The organism is Streptomyces sp. NPDC041784, assembly GCF_055591025.1.
Genome location: NZ_JBVJAB010000016.1, coordinates 198,156 through 218,979, shown reverse-complemented (window position 1 = coordinate 218,979; position 20,824 = coordinate 198,156). Strand labels below are relative to the sequence as shown.

Genomic DNA, 20,824 nt, shown 5'->3' with positions numbered 1-20,824 from the left:
GTGGTCGTGAAAGGCCACGCAGCCGAAGCAGCCTGAGGAGACCTTCGTGGAACGCTACCCGCCCATCGCCGACCACGGACTGATCGGCGATCTTCAGACCGCGGCCCTGGTGACCGACGAAGGCGTGATCAACTGGTTGGCCGCACCGCGCTTCGATTCGCCCAGCGTCTTCGCGTCCCTGCTCGACCACGACGGCGGGGGCCACTTCCTGTTCGCGCCCACCGCCCCGGACGTGACACGCCGCCAGATCTACTACCCGGACAGCGCCGTCGTCGTGACCCGCTTCCTGTCCCCCGACGGGGTCGGCGAGGTCCTCGACCACATGCCGGTGATCCACGCCCGGACGCCCTCCGCCCGGCACACGGTGGTACGCATCATTCGGACCGTGCGCGGCACCGTCCGCTTCGACCTGGAGTGCCGCCCCCGCTTCGACTACGCGCGGGCCGACCACGCTCTCGACCTGACCGGCCCGCAGGCCGCCGTCTTCCGGGCGCCCGGGACGACCGCCCATCTCCAGACCACCTTCCCCGTGGAGCGGGACGGCCGGGACGTGCGGGGCTCGGTCACGCTGAGCACGGGCCAGTCCGCCGCCGCCGTGTTCACCGTGTGCGACGGGAACGGGGCCGGCGGGAACGCCGAGGCACCGCCGCCGCCGAGCGTCGACACGGTCACCGAGGAGATGTGGAGCGACATCGACTTCTGGCAGTACTGGGTGCGCACGTGCAGCTACCGGGGCCGCTGGCCGGACATGGTGAACCGCTCGGCCATCACCCTCAAGCTGCTCACCTACGCCCCGAGCGGCGCCCCGGTCGCCGCCGCCACGATGGGGCTGCCCGAGCAGGTCGGCGGCGAGCGCAACTGGGACTACCGCTACACGTGGATCCGGGACGGCTCCCTGTCCGTGCGGGCCCTGCTGGACCTGGGGTTCGTCGAAGAGGCGGGGCAGTTCGTCCAGTGGCTGGGGGACCGGCTCCGGGACCGGGCGGGATCGGCCGGCGAACCGCTCCAGATCATGTACCGGGTCGACGGCGAACCCCACCTGACGGAGGAGATCCTCCACCACTTCGAGGGCTACCGCGGCTCCAGCCCGGTACGGGCCGGCAACGCCGCCGCCGACCAGCTCCAGCTCGACATCTACGGCGAGGCCCTCTACGCCCTGTCCGAGGGCATCGAGAAGGTCGGCCAGCAGTGGGGCTACCACGGCTGGAAGGGCCTCTCCCGGCTGATGGACTGGCTCTGCGACAACTGGGACCGGTCGGACGAGGGCATCTGGGAGACCCGAGGCGGCCGCAAGGACTTCACCTACAGCCGCGTGATGTGCTGGTCGGCGCTGGACAACTGCCTGAAGGTGGCGCGGAAGTTCAGCCGCCCCGCCGACACGGCACGCTGGACCCGGGCCCGCGACACGATCCTCGACGAGGTCATGGAGCGCGGCTGGAGCCAGAAGGAACAGGCGCTGGTCCAGCACTACGGCGGCGACGTCCTGGACGCCTCCCTGCTGCTCGCCCCCCGGGTGGGCTTCATCGCCCCGCGCAGCCCCGGCTGGCTCTCCACCCTCGACGCCATCGACCAGCGGCTCGTCTCCGACAGCCTGGTCTACCGCTACGACCCGGCCGCCTCACCCGACGGACTGCGCGGCTCCGAGGGCACGTTCAGCCTGTGCACCTTCCTCTACGTGGATGCCCTCGCCCGCGCCGGCCGCCTCCCGCAGGCCCGCTACACCTTCGAGAAAATGCACACGTACGCCAACCATGTCGGCCTGTTCGCCGAGGAGATCGGCCCGAGCGGCGAGCAACTGGGCAACTTCCCCCAGGCGTTCACCCACCTGAGCGTCATCATGGCGGCGACGACCCTGGACGACGCCCTGGACCGCATGGCGGCGCTCCCCGAGCGGGTGGCTCGCTGACAGCGTGACCCGCCCGAGGCCCGGTCATCACGTCCCCGGCGTGGGCGCCGGGATCCGCGGCCCCTGCGGCAGCAGCTCGGCCACGACGAAGGACACCACGGCCGCCAGCACCACCAGCGCCACCGTGTCCACGTTGCCGAGCAGCAGGACGACCAGGACCACGCAGCTGACCGGCAGCCGCAGGGCCGCCGTCACCGCCGCCGCCATCCCGGCCGCCATGGCCGGCACCAGGCCGTAGCCGGGCAGCGGCGCGAGCAGGACACCGGCCGCCCCGCCCAGGAACAGCGAGGGGAAGACGGGCCCGCCCCGCAGGCTGCCCAGACAGAGCGCGTACGCCAGGGACTTGAACACCAGCACCGCGACGAGCGCGCCGATCGGCCAGGCGTGCGGGTTCTGCGCCAGCTCGCCCAGGGCGCTCTCCCCGGACAGCGCGGCCTCGGCGGGCGAGCGGCCGGTGGAGAGGGAGTACAGCGCGATGGAGGCCGCCGCCCCGAGCGCGCAGAGCGTGGTGTTCCGTACGGTCCGGGACGCCACGAACCCGGCCGTGAACCGCCCGCCCACGAAGATCCAGTGGATCAGGAACGCGACGGCGGGCGCCGTCACCAGCACCCACAGCACGTCCGCCGCGTCGAGCGGCGGCGGCTTGGGCAGTCCGATGTCCAGGCTCCCGGTCTCCAGCCCGGTCCAGTGCACGAACCCGGTGAAGATGAGGTCCCCGACGCCGCTGGACAGCAGCGCGGGCAGCATCACCGCGAACAGCTGCGGCCCGCCCACCCCGGCCACCTCGATCAGGAGCACCGCGCCCACCACCGGGTTCCCGAACAGCGCCGAGATGGCCGCGGCGGAGCCGGCCGCCCCCAGCAGCGTGGTGGACGCCTCGGTCTGCGGCGCCCGCACCAGGCTCCCGAAGAGCAGGGCCAGCCCGCCGCCCAGGGCGAGCAGCGGCGCCTCCGGGCCGAGCACCACGCCGAGCGGCAGGCCGACCAGGGCGGCCACGAGGACCCCGGGCAGCGCCTCCTTCGTGACGCGGCCCGAGTGCAGACCGCCGACCGGGACATGTCCACCGCGGCCGGGCAGCCGTGCGACCACCAGCCCGACGACGGCCCCGGCCACCAGCAGCAGGGGGAATGCCCACCACCAGGGGGCCCGGTCCCAGCCCAGGTCCTTCGGCCAGTCCGTCCAGATCAGCTGCTCCAGCTGATGGAGCGCCACGAGGAACCAGAACGCGACGAGCGCCACGGGGATCCCGATCAGCCCGCAGAACACCAGGGCTCTGCGGTACTCGGGCCGGCGCAGCATGTCCCGCAGCAGATCGGCCTCGGGCGGCTGCCCGGCCGGCGCACCCCCGGCGTCGGCCTGTGGCTTCGTCCCGGCGATGGGGTCCTCCCGATGTCGGCACCTTGAAGGGCAATTCCTCCCAAACCGTCCCAGTATCGGCACGAGGCTATCCGCCCCACGCCCCCACACGGTCCGCCACGCCGTCACCCACCGCCGCCCGCTATGCCGCGTTCGGGGTGACGGTGTCCCGCGATGCGCAGGTGGTCCGGCTCGGGAATCCGAGCGGCCCGCGGTGGCCGCTACCCTCCTGAGACAGCCGACAGCCGACAGCCGACAGCCGACAGCCGACAGCCGACAGCCACCACCGGCGCGAGGACGCCAGGATGGACGACGAACCGCTGGAGGGCTGGGCGGAACGCCGTGACGCGAAGATCGGCCGGCTTCGCGCCGTGCCCGTTGTCTCCGGGGACGGCCCGAGGGGATCGCATCTGAACCCGGACGCGCCCCGAGCCGTCGAGCGGTGGAACGGACACACGTGGGAGCCGTACGGATTCGCCGCCGACCTGGCCGAAGCAAAGGCCGTCCTCTACCCGCAGGCCGTCGAGCCCCCGGCCCCAGGGCCGGCGGCGAAGCCGCTCGGATCCGGCACCGGCAGGCACCGCAAACCCCAGGCGCCCAGGACGGAAGGCGACGGTCGGGCACGGTCGTGATCACTGTCGCCGAGCCCGGGACTCCTGTGACGAAGGCGGAGCGGAGCCCCGGCCGCCCGACGGCCCTTCTCCGGCACCGAAAAGGGCGAGGTCCGAAGAGACCCCGCCCGCTACCAGTGGAACCCCGGCTCAGGGCCACACAAGGCAGTACGGCTGATGCCCCGCCTCATGCAGACGGTGGCTGAAGTCCTGCCACTCATGCAGCAACTGGTACACGTTGAACGCATCGCGTGGCCCACCCCGGTCCGGCACCGTCGACCAGATGAAGGCCGCCGCGCCCACCGCCTCCTCGCCGATCTCGCGGAGCGGGTCCACGACCGTCATGGGGAGCTTCACGACCGCGTAGTCGGGGTGCAGGACGACCAGTTCGAGCGGGGGCACCTTGTGCAGGGGGACGCCTTCGATGCCGGTCAGCACCATCGCGGCCATCGTCTCCGGCTTGATCTTGGTGAACATGCCGTTCATGCCGAGTTCGTCGCCGCCGAGCTCCTCGGGGCGCATCGAGATCGGGACGCGGGCCGCGGTCGCGCCGTCCGGCGCGCCGAAGTACTTGTACGTCACCCCCACCCGACCACCATTCCTGCTCCCCGCCCGGAGGCGATCGACCCGCTGGTCGACTCGCCGGTCGATCAGTTCGGGTTCATTCGGTACACCCTGGTTCACACCTGGGTTCTGACGTGCTTCGTTGGCTTCCTCCGCTTCGCGCCGGTGCCTTCCCCGCCGGGCCCGTCGAGGACCCAGATCATCAGTCCCCTCGCCCAGTCCGCCACCGCGATGCATATCTCCACCCGACTGCTTTTCTAGGACGCGTAGCCCCGGCCGCGCAACCCGATCATCGTGTCAGTGACCTCCCCCACGGCCGCTCGCCGAAACGTGCGGTGAAACACCTGTCCGCAGGATCTTCGCAGCACCTCGACCCATGGTCGCTGTGAGCTGCGTCTATCAGGTCACAGTTTCGCAGATGGCGGACGGGAGCGACTGGCTGTCCGGTCAGGAGGAAGATCGGCGCGCCCCCGGCCCCGGGCCCCGACCCGGCGCGCCCGCGGCATCACCCGCCCCCTGGCCTACTCTGGGAGGCCACTGGCAACCGGAGTCCAGCAAGTCGGAAAGTCGGAGAAGGTCGGAGAAGTCGCAGGTCATGAGCGAACTGCCCTATTCATACGATGCGCCTGTATCGCAGGCACTGTTCGACCGAGCGGCAGCCGTCACACCGGGCGGAGTGAACTCCCCGGTCCGCGCTTTCCGTGCGGTGGGCGGCACACCCCGGTTCATGGTGTCCGGCAGCGGGCCCTACCTCACCGACGCCGACGGCCGGGAGTACGTCGACCTCGTGTGCTCCTGGGGCCCCATGATCCTCGGGCACGCGCACCCCGAGGTGATCGCGGCCGTGCAGGACGCCGTGGCCCGCGGCACCTCCTTCGGTACGCCCGGTGAGGGCGAGGTCGCGCTCGCCGAGGAGATGGTCGACCGGATCGAGCCCCTGGAGCAGGTGCGGCTCGTCTCCAGCGGCACCGAGGCCACCATGTCCGCCATCCGGCTCGCCCGCGGCTTCACCCGCCGCGCCAAGGTGATCAAGTTCGCCGGGTGCTACCACGGGCACGTCGACTCGCTGCTCGCCGCGGCCGGCTCCGGTGTCGCGACGTTCGCGCTGCCCGACACCCCGGGCGTCACCGGCGCCCAGGCGGGCGACACGATCGTCCTGCCGTACAACGACCTGGAGGCCGTCCAGGAGGCCTTCCACCGGCACCCGGGCGAGATCGCCTGTGTGATCACCGAGGCGTCCCCGGGCAACATGGGTGTCGTCCCGCCGCTGCCCGGGTTCAACCAGGGCCTGAAGGACGCGTGCGCCACCAACGGCGCGCTGTTCATCTCCGACGAGGTCATGACCGGCTTCCGGACCAGCCGCGCGGGCTGGTTCGGGATCGACGGGGTCCGGCCGGACCTGATGACCTTCGGCAAGGTGATGGGCGGCGGCTTCCCGGCGGCGGCGTTCGGCGGCCGGGCCGACGTGATGGCGCACCTCGCGCCCGCCGGGCCCGTCTACCAGGCCGGCACCCTCTCCGGGAACCCGGTCGCGACCGCCGCCGGTCTCGCGCAGCTCCGCCTGCTCGACGACGCGGCGTACGCCAAGGTCAACTCGGTGTCCGAGCGGATCCAGGCGCTGGTCTCCGAGGCGCTGACCAAGGAGAGCGTCACGCACACGCTGCAGAGCGCCTCCAACATGTTCTCCGTCTTCTTCACGGACCGCCCGGTCCGTTCGTACGAGGACGCGAAGGCGCAGGAGTCCTTCCGCTTCAACGCCTTCTTCCACTCGCTGCTGGCGAACGGCGTGTATCTGCCGCCGTCGTCCTTCGAGTCCTGGTTCGTTTCCACGGCCCACGACGACCGGGCCATCCAGCGGATCGCCGACGCCCTCCCGGCGGCGGCCCGAGCGGCTGCGGAGGCCACTGCGGCATGACCACCACCGACAAGGACCTCACCGTCGTCCACGTGATGCGGCACGGCGAGGTCGCCAACCCCGACGGCGTCCTGTACGGCCGGCTGTCCGGCTACCACCTCTCCGAGCTGGGCCGGCAGATGGCCGACCGGGTCGCCGAGCACCTCTCCACCCGCGATGTGACGTACGTCGTCGCCTCCCCGCTGGAGCGGGCGCAGGAGACGGCCACCCCGATCGCCAAGGCGCACGGCCTGGACCTCGCCACCGACGAGCGGCTCATCGAGGCCGACAACGTCTTCCAGGGGAAGACCTTCGGCGTCGGGGACGGGGCGCTGAAGAGGCCCGAGAACTGGAAGCACCTCGTCAACCCGTTCAAGCCGTCCTGGGGCGAGCCGTACGTCGACCAGGTCGTCCGGATGAAGGGCGCGCTGGACGCGGCGAAGGACCGGGCGCGCGGGCACGAGGCGGTGCTGGTCAGCCATCAGCTGCCGATCTGGATCGTGCGGTCCTACGTCGAGCGGCGCCGGCTCTGGCACGACCCGCGCAAGCGTCAGTGCACGCTCGCCTCGCTGACGACCTTCACGTACCAGGGCGACCGGATCGTGTCCGTCGGCTACGCGGAGCCCGCCATCGATCTGGTCCCGGCCCATCTGCGCGCCGGTGCCAAGCCGGTGAAGGGCAAGGACAAGGCGTTCGGGGCGTAAGCCCTTTCCCGTTGCTTCCGGGTACATCTGTTACGAAACCCGGAAGTATCGCCGCGGAACCTCGTCGTTCGTCGCGTCCTCTGAATGGGTGACCACCAGAGGACCTGACGAACGAGGACGCCATGCGCAGGATCACCCGAAGGGGAGCACTCGGTCTCGGCGCCGGAGCCGCGGCCGCCGCCGGACTCACGGCCTGCGGCAGCCTCACGAGTTCGGACGGCGACGGCCCCGCCGGCGGTTCCGGAAAGCCGGGGAAGAGCCCCTCCGGCAAACCCAAGCCGACCGCCCGTCCGCTCGGTGACGGCTCCACCTCCTTCACGGGCAAGCAGCCCCACCAGCCCGCGAAGCCGGAGCCGCTGGAGCCCGGCCAGGAGCCGCCGCAGTTCGTCGTGTTCTCCTGGGACGGCGCGGGCGAGGTGGGCAACGGCCTCTTCCCCCGCTTCCTCGACCTCGCCAAGGAGCACGGCGCGTCGATGACCTTCTTCCTCTCCGGGCTGTACGTGCTGCCCGAGTCGAAGAAGCGGCTCTACGACCCGCCGAACAACCCGCGCGGCGCCTCCGACATCGGCTACCTCACGGACGAGCACGTGAAGATGACGCTCGCGGGCGTCCGCCGGGCCTGGCTCGAGGGGCACGAGATAGGCACCCACTTCAACGGCCACTTCTGCGGCGGCTCCGGCTCGGTCGGCAACTGGACGTCCGCGCAGTGGCGCAGCGAGATCGACCAGGCGAAGGCCTTCGTGAAGGAGTGGCGGACCAACAGCGGCTGGACCGACCTCCCGGCGCTCCCCTTCGACTACGACAAGGAACTCGTCGGCGGCCGCACGCCCTGCCTCCTCGGCCAGGACAACCTGCTGCCCACCGCCCGCGCCCTCGGCTGGCGCTACGACGCCTCCTCGCCCGGCGGCCGCCAGGTCTGGCCGGACAAGAAGCAGGGCATCTGGGACCTGCCGTTGCAGCAGATACCTTTCCCCGGCCGTGGCTTCGAGGTCCTGTCGATGGACTACAACATGCTCGCCAACCAGTCCGTCAACTCCACGAACGCCCCCAGCCACAACTACCCGGGCTGGCGTCAGCAGTCCGCCCAGGCGTACATACAGGGATTCAAGCGGGCATACGAGACGAACCGCGCACCCTTCTTCGTCGGCAACCACTTCGAGCAGTGGAACGGCGGCATCTACATGGACGCCGTCGAAGAGGCGTTCAAGCACATCGCCCGGGAGAAGGAGAAGGGCGGCGACGTACGCCTGGTCTCCTTCCGCCAGTTCGTCGACTGGATCGACGTACAGAAGCCGGAAGTCCTCGCCAAGCTCCGCACCCTGGACGTGGGCCAGCAGCCGGCCGGCGGCTGGAAGGAGTTCACGAAGGACGCCGCGGGCACCTCGACGGGCTCCGGAACCGCCGCCTGAAATGCGGATTTCCCCCCGCAAGGGGGGTGCGCAAGATCCCCAGAACGGGCATGCGAAACTTTTCACATGAGTGCCGCCAGCCGCGCCCCCCTGCGCTCGACCGCCCGGATCCGCTCACGCCGCGCCGCCCTGACCGGTGCGGCCGCCGTCGCAGCACTGCTGCTCTCCGCGTGCGGTTCCGGAGGGACCGTCGGCGGCGGAGGAGACACCAACTTCGTCATGGGCAAGGACGGCATCTCCACCGCCGAGAAGGGTGAGCGGGACGCGGTCCCCGACCTGTCCGGCGAGACCGTCGACGGCAAGCAGCTCGACGTCGACAGCTACCGGGGCAAGATCGTCGTCCTGAACGTGTGGGGCTCCTGGTGCGCCCCGTGCCGCGCCGAGGCGCCCAACTTCGAGAAGGTCTACCAGGACCTGAAGGCCGACGGCGTGCAGTTCGTCGGCATCAACACCCGGGACGCCAAGGCCGCCAACGCCCTCGCCTTCGAGAAGGCGCAGGGCGTCACCTACCCCAGCCTGTACGACCCCACGGGCAAGCTGATGCTCCGCTTCGAGAAGGGCACGCTCAACCCGCAGGCGATCCCCTCCACGCTGGTGATAGACCGGGAGGGCAAGATCGCCGCCCGCTCGCTGGCTGCGCTCAGCGAGGACAAGCTGCGCAAGATGATCGCCCCGGTCCTCGCGGAGAAGTGACGTGAGCGCACTCACCACGCTCGCCGCGACGGGCTACAACGACACGGTGCTCAACGGCGCCCTGCTCGTCGCCCTGCCGGTCGCGCTGCTCGGCGGTCTCGTCTCCTTCTTCTCCCCCTGCGTCCTGCCGCTCGTCCCCGGCTATCTGTCGTACGTCACCGGTGTGACCGGCACCGACCTCGCCGAGGCCAGGCGGGGGCGGATGGTGGCCGGCGCCTCGCTGTTCGTCCTCGGCTTCACCGCCGTGTTCGTCTCCAGCGGCGCCCTGTTCGGCTACTTCGGCCAGACGCTCGTGGAGAACCAGGGCGTCCTGTCCAAGGTGCTCGGCGTGCTCATGATCATCATGGGCGTGTTCTTCATGGGCCTGATGCCCTGGATGACCCAGCGGGAGTTCCGCTTCCACCGCAGGCCCGCCACCGGGCTGGCCGGCGCCCCGCTCCTCGGCGCGCTGTTCGGCATCGGCTGGACCCCGTGCATCGGCCCGACCCTCGCCTCCGTGATCGCCCTCTCCTCCCAGCAGGGGAGCGCCGGCCGCGGTGCCATACTGACCGTCGCCTACTGCCTCGGTCTCGGCCTGCCCTTCGTGCTCGCCGCGGTCGCCTTCCGCAAGGCGCTCGGCGCCTTCGGCTGGGTCAAGCGCCACTATGTGTGGGTGATGCGGGTCGGCGGCACGATGATGATCGTGACCGGTCTGCTGCTGCTGACCGGCGCGTGGGACCGCCTTGTGCAGGACATGCAGTCCTGGTCCGCCGGCTTCACTGTGGGGATCTGATCCATGAGCAAGACCGCGACCACCGGCGACACGCCCGTCGCCCCGGACGACCAGGACCTCGGCGCCGCCGGCTCCCAGCTGTCCACCGCCCCCACCGACACGCTCACGGGCGTGCCCGGACTGGGCGTGATCGGCTGGGCCCGCTGGTTCTGGCGCCAGCTCACCTCCATGCGGGTCGCCCTGCTGCTGCTCCTGCTGCTGGCGCTCGGCGCGATCCCCGGCTCACTGATCCCGCAGTCCGGCAGCGACGAGACGAAGGTCGCCGACTTCCGTCAGGCGCACGAGACCCTCGCGCCGATCTACGACAAGCTGGGCCTCTTCCACGTCTACAGCTCGGTGTGGTTCTCCGCGATCTACATCCTGCTGTTCGTCTCGCTCATCGGCTGCATCGTGCCCCGCACCTGGCAGTTCGTGGGCCAGCTGCGTGGCCGCCCGCCGGGCGCCCCCAAGCGCCTGACCCGGCTGCCGGCCTACACGACCTGGCGCACGGAGGCGGAACCCGAGCAGGTCCGCGAGGCCGCGCTCGCCCTGCTCAAGAAGCGCCGGTTCCGCGCCCACCCCACCGGTGACGCGGTCGCCGCCGAGAAGGGCTACCTCCGCGAGGTCGGCAACCTCGCCTTCCACATCGCGCTGATCGTGATGCTGACCGCCTTCGCCTGGGGCCAGCTCTTCAAGTCCGAGGGCAACAAACTGGCCGTCGAGGGCGACGGCTTCTCCAACACCCTGATCTCCTACGACGACTTCAAGTCCGGCAGCCTCTTCAGCCTCGACGACCTGACGCCGTTCAGCTTCACCCTCGACAAGTTCACCGGCACGTACGAGACGACCGGCCCGAACAAGGGCACTGCGCGCACCTTCCAGGCCGCCCTCACCTACAGCGTGGGCGCCTACGGCAAGGACCAGAAGGCGCTCGTCAGGGTCAACCACCCGCTGGAGATCGGCGACTCCAAGGTCTACCTCACCGCCCACGGCTACGCCCCCGTGGTGACCGTCCGCGACGGCAAGGGCGACGTCGTCTACAGCGACGCCGTGCCGCTGCTCCCGCTGGACTCCAACATCACCTCCTCCGGCGTGATCAAGGTCCTCGACGGCTACCGCAACGCCAAGGGCGTCGGCGAACAGCTCGCCTTCCAGTCCTTCTTCCTGCCGAGCTACGTCAAGGGCAACGAGACCGCCTCCGCGTTCCCGTCGCTGCGCAACCCGGTGCTGAACCTGGCCCCGTACCACGGTGACCTCGGCGTCAACTCGGGCATCCCGCAGAGCGTGTACCAGCTGGACACCACGCACATGAAGGAGTTCAAGGACTCCAAGGGGCTCCAGCTGAGGTCGAACCTCAAGCCCGGCGAGACCATGACCCTCCCGGACGGTGCCGGCTCGATCACCTACGAGGGCACCAAGGAGTGGGCGAACTTCCAGGTCACCCAGCAGCCCGGCAGCGGCTGGGCGCTGGGCGGCGCGCTCGCCGCGATCTTCGGCCTGGCCGCCTCCCTGTTCATCCAGCGCCGCCGGGTGTGGGTGCGCGCGGTGAAGGGCGCCGACGGCGTCACGGTCGTCGAGATGGCCGGGCTCGGCCGCAGCGAGTCCGCCAAGGTGCCCGAGGAACTCGGCGACCTCGCCGGGATCCTGTACGACCAGGCGCCCGGGGCATCCGAAGAAACGGGGAAGGAGCCGGACGGTGTGTCCGACTCCAACGCCGCAGCTGCCGAAGGGGCTGAGAATTGAATCCTCTCCCTCGCGGATTCAGGGAGATTCCTGGCTCACGCCGCCCAGCGGACCAGCGGCCCGCCAGGTCTTCCACGATCAACGCCAGCCGGGTTGAAACCAGCCCGGTAACACGACCGCAGTCTTCCTGTAGACCTCACCGCCCGACCGCAAGTCGCCGGGATATTCACCCGAAGGAGTGCTGAGGTGACCTTCGCCGCCGCCACCAACGAGAACCTCGCGAACATCAGCAACACGCTGATCTACTCCGCGATGGCCGTCTACACCCTGGCCTTCTTCGCGTACATCGCCGAATGGCTCTTCGGCAGCCGCAGCAAGGTCGGCCGTACGGCCGCCGCGCTCACCGCCGACGTGAAGGTCAAGGCAGCCAAGGCCCCGGCCGTCACCGTGAAGAAGAACGGCGGCACCGCCGTCCTGGAGCGCCCGAAGGTCGTCGTGCGCTCCGCGGCCGGCGCGCGGGACGTGCCCGACGGTCCCGGCGCCCACGGCGGGGACGAGCAGGGCGACATGTACGGCCGGATCGCCGTCTCCCTCACGGCGCTCGCCTTCCTGGTCGAGCTGGGCGGTGTGATCGCCCGCGCGGCCTCGGTGGAGCGGGCGCCCTGGGGCAACATGTACGAGTTCAACATCACCTTCTCCACGGTGGCCGTCGGCGTGTACCTCACGCTGCTGGCACTGAAGAAGAACGTGCGCTGGCTCGGGCTGTTCCTGATCACCTCGGTCCTGCTCGACCTGGGCCTCGCGGTCACCGTCCTCTACACGGCGAGCGACCAGCTGGTCCCGGCGCTGCACTCGTACTGGCTGTACATCCACGTCTCCACCGCGATCCTGTGCGGCGCGGTGTTCTACGTCGGCGCGGTCACCACGATCCTGTACCTGTTCAAGGACTCGTACGAGAACAAGCTCGCGACCGGCGGCAAGCCGGGCAGGTTCGCGAACTCGGTCCTGGACCGGTTGCCGGCCTCGGCCTCCCTCGACAAGTTCGCCTACCGCGTCAACGCGGCGGTGTTCCCCCTCTGGACGTTCACGATCATCGCGGGCGCGATCTGGGCGGGCGACGCCTGGGGCCGCTACTGGGGCTGGGACCCCAAGGAGACCTGGTCCTTCATCACCTGGGTCGCCTACGCCTGCTACCTGCACGCCCGCGCCACGGCCGGCTGGAAGGGCCGCAAGGCCGCCTACCTCGCCCTGATCGCCTTCGGCTGCTGGCTGTTCAACTACTACGGCGTCAACATCTTCGTCTCCGGCAAGCACTCGTACGCCGGCGTGTGACGCGCTCGACCCGCTGACGGCGAAGGCCGGTTTCTGTGACCTGGGTCACAGAAACCGGCCTTCGCCGCACGGACGGGTAGAGGGGCGATCGATCAATCCTCAAGGAGCATCTGTTGGCTTCATCCCTCTTCTAAGGGAGGGGGTTCCACGGGTTGCTCCGTGGGTTTCCTGCTTCAACGCCGACTGCCCGCCCGGAGTGCTCCGTTGAGGTCTTACACCGGCTCCACAGGCCGACACCGCCAGCCCGGCGGCCCGAAGGTTGAGTGCCGCGTTCACGTCCCGGTCGTGGGCCGCGCCGCAGCTGTCGCACGTCCAGGTACGGACGTTGAGCGGCATGCGCCCGGCGAGCGCGCCGCACTGGGAGCACAGCTTGGAGGAAGGGAACCAGCGATCCACCGCGATCACCTCGCGGCCGTACCACTGGGCCTTGTACTCCAGCAGACCCCGGAACTCGGCCCACGCGGCATCGGAGATGGCGCGGGCCAGGTGGGCGTTCTTCAGCAGGTTGCGAACGGTCAGGTCCTCGATCACGATCGTTTGGTTTTCACGAACGAGTCGGGTGGTGAGCTTGTGCAGGGTGTCCCGCCTGCGGTCGGTGATCCGGGCGTGGATACGGGCGACCTTCCTGCGGGCCTTCTCCCGGTTCGCGGACCCCTTTGCTTTGCGGGACAGTTCCCGCTGGGTTCGTGCCAGTCGGGCACGGTCCTTGCGTTCGTGCCTCGGGTTGGTGATCTTCTCCCCGGTGGAGAGCGTCAGTAGGTGGTCGAGCCCGGCGTCCACGCCCACCGCCTTGGTGTTGGCGGGGAGCCGCTGGATGGCCGGGTCCTCGACCAGCAGGGACACGAACCAGCGTCCCGCACTGTCCTGCGAGACGGTCGCCGTGGACGGCTGCGCATCTGCTGGTAGCGGGCGCGACCACGCGATGTTCAGCGGCTGGTCCATCTTGGCCAGCGTCAGTTTCCCGTCGCGGAAGCGGAAAGCGCTGGTGGTGTACTCGGCGGACTTGCGGGACTTCTTGCGCGACTTGAAGCGCGGGTACTTGGCTCGCTTGGCGAAGAAATGAGTGAACGCCGTCTGTAGGTGCCGCAGCGCCTGCTGCAACGGAACGGACGAGACGTCATTGAGGAAGGCCAGTTCCTCGGTCTTCTTCCAGGCCGTCAGCATCGCGGAGGTGGCGTTGTAGTTGACCCGCTCCTGGCGCAGAGTCCACGCCTCGGTGCGGGCCGCCAGTGCCATGTTGTAGACCTTCCGCACGCACCCGAACGTCCGCGACAGCTCCGCAGCCTGCGCGTCGGTCGGATAGAAGCGGTACTTGAACGCCCGCTTCACGTGAATAACGGTCATGCTTCACAAGGTAGCAGTCATCTTGTGAAGCCAGGGCATTTCCGGCGAGTAGGTGCCCCATGGGCGCGCGCAGCGCGGCCGCCGGTGACTGCTCGGACGTGAAGGAGGGGCCGTCACCGGCAACACGCCGTGCTGATCCGCGCTGTAGTCGATCGTGCAGGTCAGCGGCTGTAAGTGGTGCGCTTTCGGCGGGGCGGGGCCAGGCTGGTGTCATGACCGGTTCCATCGAACAGGGCACCAGCCAGACCCACGGGAACACGCACATCCTGCACTTTCTGGTGCGGCTCCCGAGGCCCATGGACGCGGTCTGGCCGGCGCTGGCCACCCCGGAGGGGATCGGCGCCTGGTGGACCGCCGTGGACCTGCTGGAACCCCGGCTCGGCGGCACCGTCGCGCTGCGCGGGCCGGGGCGGGGCCAGGTCACCGCGTGGGACGTGGACCGGGTCGCCGAGTACTCGGTCGAGGGCGGCCGGATCCGCTTCCACCTGGAGCGGCACGGCGACGAGGGGACCGTTCTGCGCTTCACCCACGAGTTCCAGGAGGGTGTTGGCGAGGGCGCGAGCGAGCCCGGCTGGCGGGCTAAATTCGAACGTCTGATCGAAATTCTGGCGAGCGGCCAGGACGCGACCTAGGGCTCCATCGCGATCGAGTCCAGCTTCTGCCGCAGATACACATGTGAGTCGACCGGCTCGTACGCCACTCGCCCCACCGGCGCGGGCACGGACTCCACGACCGTCCCCGGGGTGCACTCGCCGAAGTAGACGAGCGACATCAGCTCCTCGGCGGGCTCGTCGGCCGGCGGCGGCAGCACCCGGTGCCGGCCCGAACGCCACCGGTCTCCGGTCCAACGGGCCATCAGGTCACCGATGTTGATGGTGAACGCGGCCGGATCGAACGGCGCGTCCTCCCAGCCGCCCTCGTCCGTCCACACCTGGAGACCGCCCTTGCCGGCCTGCCGGTCGAGGATCGTGACGGTCCCGAAGTCGGTGTGCGGCCCGATCCGGAACTGCCCCGGCTCCGGCTCCCCGACGACCTCGCGCCCCGGATACCAGTTGATGTTGAAGCCGTACGTCGGATGCGCCATGTGCCGCGAGAAGAAGTCCGGTTCCAGCCCGAGCGCCTCCCCGAGCAGCGCGAGCAACTGCCGCTCCAGCTCCGCCATCCGCGCCAGGTACTCCTCGCACAGCGGCCGCAGTTCGGGCACCTCCGCGGGCCACACGTTGGGCGCGTACCACTCCGCGTTGACCACCGGGTCGTCGAAGGGCTCGTGCGTGGCGAAACTGAGCGACTCCTTCAGGTCCGGCGGAGTCTCGGTCCCCTCCGCGTACCCGTTCGCCTCGGCCCCCGGTCCCAGCCACCCCCGCCCCCCGACCCGCACGCCGTACGGCTCCTTCACCTCGGCGGGCAGCACGAAGAACCCCCGCGCGGCCTCCCGGATCCGCGCCCGCAGCCCCGCGTCCACCCCATGCCCGGTCACCAGCAGGAACCCGGCACCGCGCAATGCCTCGTCGACGGTGCGGGCGATGTCTTTCCGATCCCGCGGATCACCGGAGAACCAGGGGGCGAGGTCGATGGTCGGGATCCGGGGGGTCTGTCGCTCACTCACCGATGTCCTCATTCCAGAGAGCCGGGTTCTTCTCGACGAAGTCACGCATCATCGCCACGCACTCGGGGTCGTCCAGCAGGACGATCTCCACGCCGTGGTCGGCCAGCCAGTCGTGGCCGCCGTGGAAGGTGACCGCCTCGCCGACGACCACCCGGGAGATGCCGAACTGGCGGACCAGGCCGGAGCAGTACCAGCACGGCGAGAGCGTCGTGACCATCGTCGTGCCACGGTACGACCGCCGCCGGCCCGCCGCGCGGAACGCGGCCGTCTCCGCGTGCAGGGACGGGTCGCCGTCCTGGACGCGCCGGTTGCGGCCCCGCCCGAGGAGTGTGCCGTCCGGCCCGTACAGGGCGGCGCCGATCGGGATCCCGCCCTCGGCGAGACCGGCGCGGGCCTCTGCCAGGGCGGTGGTGAGCCAGGTGCGGGCGGTGGTGGGATCCATGGGGTCCATGACCTCACTGTGCCGAGGAACCCCCGGGGACTCCACAACCGCCCCGCCGCGGCGGCCCCTTGAGGGCTCTGTACCCTGGCCCGATCATCAAGGGGCTTGTGGGAGGAACGGTCATGGGTGCTGCTCCGGTGCTGGAGGAGCTGCGGGAGGTCTGCCAGCCGCAGGCCAAGCTGGCGAGCCGCAACGGCGAACACTGGGCGGGCCGGCTGTACATGCGCCGTCTGTCGCTGCGGTTCACGCGCCAGCTGGTGCGCACCCCGGTCACCCCGGACCAGCTGACCTGGACGATGGTGGTGTGCGGGATCCTGTCCGGCGCGGCGCTGCTGATCCCCGGCCTGGCCGGTGCGGTGCTCGCCGCGCTCCTCATGCAGCTGTTCCTGCTCTTCGACTGCGTGGACGGCGAAGTCGCCCGCTGGAAGGGCCAGAACAGCGCGACCGGCATCTACGTCGACCGGCTCGGCGCCTATCTGGCCGACGCGGCGTTGATGATCGGCTTCGGCTTCCGGGCCGCGGAGTCCGGGCTGGGGGACTGGAACGGCTTCAACGGCTGGGTGTCGCTCGGGCTGGCCACCGCGCTGGGCGTCGTGCTGCTGAAGGCGTCGACCGACCTGGTGGACGTGGCCCGGGCCCGGCGCGGGCTCGCGGTCGCGGACGACGAGGCCGCCGCGCCGCGTTCGCAGGGCGTCGCGTCGGTGCGTCGGCTCGCCGCCGCCTTCAAGATCCACCGGGTGACCAACGGCATCGAGGCGTCCCTCGTCCTCCTGGTCGTGGCCTTCGCCGACGCCGCGACCGGCGGCATCGAGCCGACCCGCTGGGCGCTGGCCGCGATCGCCGCGATCACCTGGCTGATGGTCCCGGCCCACCTGCTGTCGATCCTGTCGTCGTCCCGCCTGCGGTAGGACGCCCGGACGCCCGGTATCGATCAGTCGACCGAGTCGCTCGTACCGTCGACGCGGTCGGGACAGTCGTACAAGTCGAGATAGTCGTCCAGCCGGCCCGCACCCCCGAGCATCGCCCGGGTGCGGGCCGTCAGCGTCTGCGCGCGTGCCGCGAGCGCCGTGCGCAGCGCGGTCTCGCTCCCGCCCTCGCGGCGCAACTCGTCCAGTACGGGGCGGATCTGGGCGAACAGGTAGTGCCCCTGGCGCAGACTGTGCACGATCCGGGCGTCGCGCACATCGGCGGGACCGTAGAGCCGGTAGCCCGTGCCGCGTTCCCGGCCCGGCGCCACGAGCCCCGCCGCCTCCCACACCCGCAGCGCGGACGTCCGTACGCCGAGCAGGGCGGCGACCTCCCCGATGCGCAGCCCGCCGGACCGTTCGGGCCCGTCGGCCTCCCCGCCCGGCGCCTCTCCGGCCAGCGCCTCCAGGGCCGCCCCGGTCGCCCGCAGCGCCGCGCGCTCCTCGTGCAGCGCGGCGTGCGCGGCGTCCACGAGGGCGAGCGCGCCCGGGACGTCCCCGGCGTGCACCGTCCGCATGATCCGTGCCGCCACCACCGGCCCGTACCCCCGGACCAGCCCCCGGTACGCCAGCAGTGCCCGCCGGTGCGCCTCCCCGAAGGTCCGGTACCCCGACTCCGTCCGCACGGCCGCCGGCAGCACCCCGGCGTCCTCGTAGTTACGGACCTGCTGCGTGGAGATCCCGGCCAGCCGGGCCAGATCCACGGGTCGCAGCCGGCGTCCGCTCACCTCGTGCCGGGGTCTTCACCTGCTGGCCCTTGAACTCGAGTAAGTGAGCGTAACCATGCATGAGTAAGTGTCGTTGGCAGAGCGTGAATCTGACGGAATGGGCGAAGACGCAGGGCGTGCATCCGCAGACCGCGTATCGCTGGTTCCGTGAGGGGACGTTGCCGGTACCGGCTCAGCGGGTCGGGCCGCGCACGATCCTGGTGAACATCGAGACCAGCACCGCTCCGGAAGCGGTGGGCGGCCTGGGGCTGTATGTCCGTGTCTCCTCGCACGACCAGAAAGGCGATCTGGAGCGGCAGTTGGCCCGGTTGTCTGCGTGGGCGGCCAAGGCGGGCGGCAAGGTCGTCCGGGTCGAGTCCGAGATCGGCTCGGGTATGAACGGCGGTCGCAGCAAGGTCCGTCGCCTGCTGGCTGATCCGGACGTGACCTGCGTGGTCGTGGAGCACAAAGACCGGCTCGGCCGCGTGAACGTCGAACTCGTCGAGGCTGCCCTGTCCGCACACAACCGCCGTCTCGTCGTCCTGGATGACGGCGAGGTCGAAGACGACCTGGTGCGGGACATGGTGGAGGTGCTGACGTCGTTCTGCGCCCTCCTGTATGGCCGCCGGTCGGCGAAGAACCGTGCCCGCAAGGCGTTGGAGGCCGCCGGGCATGGCTGACTCCGCACTCCGCGAGACCGTGCCGTCGTTCGTGGCCCTCGGCCCCGCCGGTGTGGCGGTCCGGGACCGGCTCAAGCGCCTGACGGCCGGGGACGAGGAAGTCCTTCGGCTGGTCGGCGTGCACATGGGTTCGCTCGCGTCGAAGGACCTCGTGGCCCGCTGCCGGGATGGTCTGGAGCACTCCACCGATACGTGGGCTGCACGCAAACGCTCGCTGACGCCTCAGTCGTCGGCGCGCTGGGCCGGCGCTGTCACCAAAGCCACTCACGATCAGTGGGCGCTCTCGCGTCGCGGCCAGCTCGCGCACATCCAGAATCTCGAAGCCGGGATCAAGACGATCGCGCACCGCCTGTCGCAGCCGATCGGAGCGAAGGGCACGAAGAAGGCCCCCGGCGGCTACCGTTCCGAGGGCGAGTGGTTCCACAAGACCCGCCGCCTGCGCGTGCTCGAAGACCGGCTGGAGCGCGAACGCGCTGACCGTGAGAACGGCCGCGTGCGCGTGGTGCGGGGCGGCAAGCGGCTCGCCCGCAGCCGGCACAACCTGGCTGCCGCCCAGCTCACCGCCGAGCAGTGGCGGGAACGCTGGGAGGCAGAGCGCTGGTTCCTGGCCGCCGACGGCGAGAGCGGGAAGCGATTCGGCAACGAAACGATCCGCATCACCCCGGACGGGGAGGTGTCGATCAAGCTGCCCGCGCCGCTGGCTCACCTGGCCAACGCCCGGCACGGCCGGTACGTCCTCGCGTGCAAGGTCTCCTTCCCGCACCGCGGCCCCGAGTGGGCCGACCGCATCGAAGCCAACCGGGCCGTCGCGTACCGCATCCACTTCGATGTGGACCGGGGCCGCTGGTACATCACCGCGTCCTGGCAGTACGCCCCGACGAAGACCATCCCGATCAAGTCCGCCCTGGCCGACGGGGTGATCGGTGTCGACACCAACGCCGACCACCTCGCCGCCTGGCGCCTCGACACCCACGGCAACCCGATCGGCCGACCGCGCCGCTTCTCCTACGACCTGTCCGGCAACGCCGACCACCGCGACGCCCAGGTCCGCCACGCCCTGACGCGCCTGCTGAACTGGGCCAAGACCTGTGGCGTGAAGGCCATCGCCGTCGAAGACCTGGACTTCACCGCCGAGAAGACCCGCGAGAAGCACGGCCGCCGGCGCCGCTTCCGACAGATCATCTCCGGCATCCCCACCGGAAAACTCCGCGCCCGCCTGACCTCGATGGCCGACCAGAGGGGTATCGCGATCATCGCCGTGGACCCGGCCTACACCAGCCGCTGGGGCGCCCAGCACTGGCAGAAGCCCCTCACCACCAAGAACCGAAAGACCACCCGTCACGATGCCGCGAGCATCGCGATCGGACGACGCGCCCAAGGGCACCCGATCCGGCGACGGACGGCACCGCCCCCGCACGACCAGAGTGATCGTGCGGGGCATCGGACCGTCCAGGCCCGACCGGGCACCCCAAGGCGTGAGGGAACCCGCCCCCGTATTCCCGGACCACGGACACGATCCGTGCAGCCAGATACAGAGCGAAAGCGGGAGACCAGGACATCCAGAACCGTTCGGAATGTCCGCAGTGCACAGGCTTGGGTCCAAGACTCACTCCTGCTCACTGATTAGGAACGGTCAGTCGCCCTTCGGATCCTCGTCCGACTCCCGCCGCTTCAAGTCCTCCTCGCGGCGGCGCAGATCGGCCTCCCAGTCCTTGAGAAGCTGATCGTCCTTCGTGTCCTCGTCGTCCTTCTTGCCGTCGTCCTCGAGGGACTTGAGGAACTCGGGATTGTCGTCCGGGGCGATCCACTCGGTGCGCCGGCCCTGTGCCCGCTCGGCGGCGGTCGCGCCGCCGGCCGCGCCCTGCCGGACCTTGCCGGCCACCAGCCAGGCCACCGGCCCGACCAGCACCTCGCCGAAGAGCAGGATGATGATCACCCAGATCACCTTCGGCAGCCCCCGCACCTCCTCCTCCGGGGTGTTGAGGCAGTCGATGAAGGCGTAGATCCACAGCGCCAGCACCAGCAGGAGGGGCAGATACCTGAGCATGGTGGCGGGTTCCCCCAGAGAACGGCGACGGACCGCGAGTCGGCCCCGATTGACGGGGTCAGGGTAGCGGGTGGCGCGATCGCCCCTCCGGTGGCGGCGGGTGCGCGGGAGGCCGGGCCCGTGGGCCGAC

The 20,824-nt window shown here is 70.3% G+C and carries 20 protein-coding genes; 13 read left to right on the top strand and 7 right to left on the bottom strand.

All coding sequences use genetic code 11. The annotated features are described in order from the left end of the window. The first annotated feature begins 46 nt into the window (after nucleotides 1–46). On the top strand, nucleotides 47–1,906 hold the full coding sequence (locus tag ACZ6D7_RS31275) for a glycoside hydrolase family 15 protein (RefSeq protein ID WP_469497918.1): 1,860 nt from the start codon (nucleotides 47–49) through the stop codon (nucleotides 1,904–1,906). Between the two features lie 27 nt (nucleotides 1,907–1,933). Here ACZ6D7_RS31275 and ACZ6D7_RS31270 read toward each other — a convergent pair whose 3' ends face one another. After that, on the bottom strand, nucleotides 1,934–3,205 hold the full coding sequence (locus ACZ6D7_RS31270) for a chloride channel protein (RefSeq protein WP_469497915.1): 1,272 nt from the start codon (nucleotides 3,203–3,205) through the stop codon (nucleotides 1,934–1,936). A gap of 362 nt (nucleotides 3,206–3,567) precedes the next feature. Here ACZ6D7_RS31270 and ACZ6D7_RS31265 point away from each other — a divergent pair, with 362 nt between their 5' ends. Next, the gene (locus ACZ6D7_RS31265) at nucleotides 3,568–3,894 is read left to right on the top strand and encodes a DUF6087 family protein (RefSeq protein WP_469497913.1); all 327 of its coding nucleotides are present in this window, start codon (nucleotides 3,568–3,570) and stop codon (nucleotides 3,892–3,894) included. 129 nt (nucleotides 3,895–4,023) lie between these two features. Here ACZ6D7_RS31265 and ACZ6D7_RS31260 read toward each other — a convergent pair whose 3' ends face one another. After that, nucleotides 4,024–4,674, bottom strand: a complete 651-nt coding sequence (locus ACZ6D7_RS31260) for a hypothetical protein (protein WP_469497911.1) — start codon at nucleotides 4,672–4,674, stop codon at nucleotides 4,024–4,026. A gap of 358 nt (nucleotides 4,675–5,032) precedes the next feature. Here ACZ6D7_RS31260 and hemL point away from each other — a divergent pair, with 358 nt between their 5' ends. The 7 genes from hemL (at nucleotide 5,033) to ccsB (ending at nucleotide 12,903) form a co-directional block, all read left to right on the top strand. After that, nucleotides 5,033–6,352 carry a glutamate-1-semialdehyde 2,1-aminomutase gene (hemL, locus tag ACZ6D7_RS31255; RefSeq protein WP_469497908.1) on the top strand — a complete coding sequence of 440 codons (1,320 nt, stop codon included), beginning with the start codon at nucleotides 5,033–5,035 and terminating at the stop codon, nucleotides 6,350–6,352. Next, nucleotides 6,349–7,035, top strand: coding sequence for a histidine phosphatase family protein (locus ACZ6D7_RS31250; protein WP_469497904.1), 687 nt, complete (start codon nucleotides 6,349–6,351; stop codon nucleotides 7,033–7,035). Before hemL ends, ACZ6D7_RS31250 begins: the two co-directional genes overlap by 4 nt. Nucleotides 7,036–7,157: 122 nt before the next feature. Further along, on the top strand, nucleotides 7,158–8,444 hold the full coding sequence (locus ACZ6D7_RS31245; protein WP_469497900.1) for a polysaccharide deacetylase family protein: 1,287 nt from the start codon (nucleotides 7,158–7,160) through the stop codon (nucleotides 8,442–8,444). A 66-nt stretch (nucleotides 8,445–8,510) separates the two neighbouring features. Beyond that, a complete protein-coding gene (locus ACZ6D7_RS31240; RefSeq protein ID WP_469497897.1) occupies nucleotides 8,511–9,137 on the top strand; it encodes a TlpA family protein disulfide reductase in 627 nt (208 codons plus the stop codon). A gap of 1 nt (nucleotide 9,138) precedes the next feature. Further along, nucleotides 9,139–9,909, top strand: a complete 771-nt coding sequence (locus ACZ6D7_RS31235) for a cytochrome c biogenesis CcdA family protein (protein ID WP_469497894.1) — start codon at nucleotides 9,139–9,141, stop codon at nucleotides 9,907–9,909. Nucleotides 9,910–9,912: 3 nt separating this feature from the next. Beyond that, entirely contained in the window at nucleotides 9,913–11,631 is a 1,719-nt protein-coding gene (gene resB / locus ACZ6D7_RS31230; RefSeq protein WP_469497891.1) for a cytochrome c biogenesis protein ResB, read from the top strand. A gap of 186 nt (nucleotides 11,632–11,817) precedes the next feature. Then, nucleotides 11,818–12,903, top strand: a complete 1,086-nt coding sequence (gene ccsB, locus ACZ6D7_RS31225; RefSeq protein WP_469497888.1) for a c-type cytochrome biogenesis protein CcsB — start codon at nucleotides 11,818–11,820, stop codon at nucleotides 12,901–12,903. Nucleotides 12,904–13,002: 99 nt separating this feature from the next. On the opposite strand, the gene ACZ6D7_RS31220 is transcribed toward ccsB, so the two are convergent. Next, nucleotides 13,003–14,247: an RNA-guided endonuclease InsQ/TnpB family protein gene (locus tag ACZ6D7_RS31220; RefSeq protein WP_469497885.1), complete on the bottom strand. Its 1,245-nt coding sequence runs from the start codon at nucleotides 14,245–14,247 to the stop codon at nucleotides 13,003–13,005. A gap of 212 nt (nucleotides 14,248–14,459) precedes the next feature. On the opposite strand from ACZ6D7_RS31220, the gene ACZ6D7_RS31215 reads away from it, so the two are divergent. Continuing rightward, nucleotides 14,460–14,879 carry an SRPBCC domain-containing protein gene (locus ACZ6D7_RS31215; protein ID WP_469497882.1) on the top strand — a complete coding sequence of 140 codons (420 nt, stop codon included), beginning with the start codon at nucleotides 14,460–14,462 and terminating at the stop codon, nucleotides 14,877–14,879. Here ACZ6D7_RS31215 and ACZ6D7_RS31210 read toward each other — a convergent pair. Beyond that, complete coding sequence (locus ACZ6D7_RS31210) at nucleotides 14,876–15,853, bottom strand: isopenicillin N synthase family dioxygenase (RefSeq protein ID WP_469497879.1); 978 nt, start codon at nucleotides 15,851–15,853, stop codon at nucleotides 14,876–14,878. The two genes, ACZ6D7_RS31215 and ACZ6D7_RS31210, sit on opposite strands and share 4 nt — an antisense overlap. Continuing rightward, nucleotides 15,846–16,295: a nucleoside deaminase gene (locus ACZ6D7_RS31205; RefSeq protein WP_469498009.1), complete on the bottom strand. Its 450-nt coding sequence runs from the start codon at nucleotides 16,293–16,295 to the stop codon at nucleotides 15,846–15,848. The genes ACZ6D7_RS31210 and ACZ6D7_RS31205 overlap by 8 nt, the downstream gene beginning before the upstream one ends. A 122-nt stretch (nucleotides 16,296–16,417) precedes the next feature. Between ACZ6D7_RS31205 and ACZ6D7_RS31200 the strand changes: the two genes are divergently transcribed. After that, a complete protein-coding gene (locus ACZ6D7_RS31200; RefSeq protein WP_469497877.1) occupies nucleotides 16,418–17,203 on the top strand; it encodes a CDP-alcohol phosphatidyltransferase family protein in 786 nt (261 codons plus the stop codon). A gap of 23 nt (nucleotides 17,204–17,226) precedes the next feature. On the opposite strand, the gene ACZ6D7_RS31195 is transcribed toward ACZ6D7_RS31200, so the two are convergent. After that, a complete protein-coding gene (locus ACZ6D7_RS31195) occupies nucleotides 17,227–17,988 on the bottom strand; it encodes a MerR family transcriptional regulator (protein WP_469497876.1) in 762 nt (253 codons plus the stop codon). 83 nt (nucleotides 17,989–18,071) lie between these two features. Here ACZ6D7_RS31195 and ACZ6D7_RS31190 point away from each other — a divergent pair, with 83 nt between their 5' ends. Both ACZ6D7_RS31190 and ACZ6D7_RS31185 read left to right on the top strand, forming a co-directional pair. Further along, nucleotides 18,072–18,647 (top strand): IS607 family transposase, encoded by a 576-nt coding sequence (locus ACZ6D7_RS31190; RefSeq protein ID WP_469497875.1) that lies wholly within the window; start codon nucleotides 18,072–18,074, stop codon nucleotides 18,645–18,647. Continuing rightward, the gene (locus ACZ6D7_RS31185; protein ID WP_469497871.1) at nucleotides 18,640–20,274 is read left to right on the top strand and encodes a nuclease/transposase family protein; all 1,635 of its coding nucleotides are present in this window, start codon (nucleotides 18,640–18,642) and stop codon (nucleotides 20,272–20,274) included. Before ACZ6D7_RS31190 ends, ACZ6D7_RS31185 begins: the two co-directional genes overlap by 8 nt. 6 nt (nucleotides 20,275–20,280) lie before the next feature. On the opposite strand, the gene ACZ6D7_RS31180 is transcribed toward ACZ6D7_RS31185, so the two are convergent. Then, nucleotides 20,281–20,694: a PLD nuclease N-terminal domain-containing protein gene (locus ACZ6D7_RS31180; RefSeq protein WP_469497868.1), complete on the bottom strand. Its 414-nt coding sequence runs from the start codon at nucleotides 20,692–20,694 to the stop codon at nucleotides 20,281–20,283. Nucleotides 20,695–20,824 lie beyond the last annotated feature (130 nt).